This is a genomic window from Thiohalocapsa sp. (assembly GCF_019695415.1).
GTDB lineage: Bacteria > Pseudomonadota > Gammaproteobacteria > Chromatiales > Chromatiaceae > Thiohalocapsa.
This window is the reverse complement of the sequence record NZ_JAIFKJ010000627.1, coordinates 1-1,657: the sequence shown is the minus strand read 5'-3', so window position 1 is coordinate 1,657 and position 1,657 is coordinate 1. Positions and strand designations below refer to the sequence as shown.

General features: G+C 68.2%; 1 protein-coding gene. It reads right to left on the bottom strand.

Annotated elements, in window-relative coordinates; translation table 11 throughout:
- Positions 1–1,424 (bottom strand): 1-deoxy-D-xylulose-5-phosphate synthase (dxs, locus tag I6U14_RS17150; protein WP_296900942.1); only part of this gene is annotated, 1,424 nt, incomplete at its 3' end.
- Positions 1,425–1,657 lie beyond the last annotated feature (233 nt).

Below are 1,657 nucleotides of genomic sequence, written 5' to 3'. Positions count from 1 at the left end.
GGGTAGCGCAGGGCGAAGGGGCCGTCGTGACGGCAACCCGTGTAGAGCAGGTGGCGCAGCTCGTCCTCATCGGCCGGGGCGCAGACCGTCATGTTGGGCATCGAGCGCAGGTAGGAGCGGTCGAAGACGCCGTGGTGCGTCGGGCCGTCGGCGCCGACCAGGCCGCCGCGGTCCAAAGCGAAGACCACCGGCAGGTTCATCAGGCAGACGTCGATCAGCACCTGGTCGTAGGCCCGCTGGAGGAAGGTGGAGTAGATCGCCAGCACGGGCTTCTTGCCCGCGATCGCCAACCCGCCCGCCAGGCTGACGGCGTGCTGCTCGGCGATGCCGACGTCGATGAACTGCTCCGGCAGGGCCTCGGCCAGGATGACCGTGCCGGTGCCGTCGGGCATGGCGGCGGTGATGCCGACGACGTCGCCGTCGGCGGCGGCGATTTCGGTCAGCGTGCAGCCGAAGACCTCGGTGTAGGTCGGTACCTCCCCGGACGTCGGACAGCGACCCGTCGCCACGTCGAAGCGGCCCAGCCCGTGGAACTTGGTCGCGTCGCGCTCGGCCGGCTTGTAACCCTTGCCCTTCTGGGTATGGACGTGGAGCAGCACGGGGCGCTCGACGTCGCGCACCTGTTTGAGCGTCCCCACCAGCTTGGGCAGGTCGTGGCCGTCGATGGGGCCGAAGTAGAGGCAGCCCATCTCCTCGAAGATCATCCCCGGGGTGACCATGTTCTTCAGGCCCTCTTCCCGCTTGCGCGCCAGGGTGAAGATCCCCATACCCACTCCGGGGATCTTCTTGACCACCTCGCGGACCTGCTTCCTCAACGACAGGTAGCTGCGCGTGGTCATCATCCGGTTGAGGTAGTTGCTCAGCGCGCCGACGCTCTTGGAGATCGACATCTTGTTGTCGTTGAGCACCACCAAGAAGGGGAACTTCTGCTGGCCGGCGTGGTTGAGGGCCTCGAAGGACATCCCGCCGGTCAGCGAGCCGTCACCGACCACGGCGCAGACCCGGTACTCGTCCTCGCGCTCCCGGGCCAAAGCCATTCCCAGGGCCGCCGAGATGGCCGTCGAGGCGTGGCCCACGGCGTAGGTGTCGTAGGGCGACTCCGCGGGCTTGGGGAAACCGGAGATGCCGCCGTACTGGCGGATGGTCCGCAGCTTGTCGCGCCTACCGGTCAGTACCTTGTGGGCGTAAGCCTGGTGACCGACGTCCCAGACCAGCTTGTCCCGCGGCGTCGTCAGGGCGTAGTGCAGGGCGATGGTCAGCTCCAGGGCGCCCAGGCTGGGGGCCAGGTGGCCCCCAGTCTGCGCGACCGTTTCGATGATGAAGCGCCGTAACTCGCCGGCCAGCTCCTCGAGCTCGAACATGTTCAACCGGCGCAGGTCCGCCGGGAAATCGATCTGTTTCAGCAAGCGGTAATCTTCGTCCATGGGGATCCCAGCTTCCGAAGGGGGATGTCGGCTGCGGCGGCGACCTCGGCAAGACCGTTGTTACGGCTCACGGCTCCCGCCGGCCGGAACCGGCACGGTTTTTGCATCTCGGCGACCGTTGGGCCCGGCCGGTAAAGGTGCGCCCCCGCCAAACACGTGCCGGTTCCGTCCGGACTGGGGCTGACTGGGGCGGGGCGGGTGGGACGCCGCCGTGTCGGGGGGCGCGGCGGGGG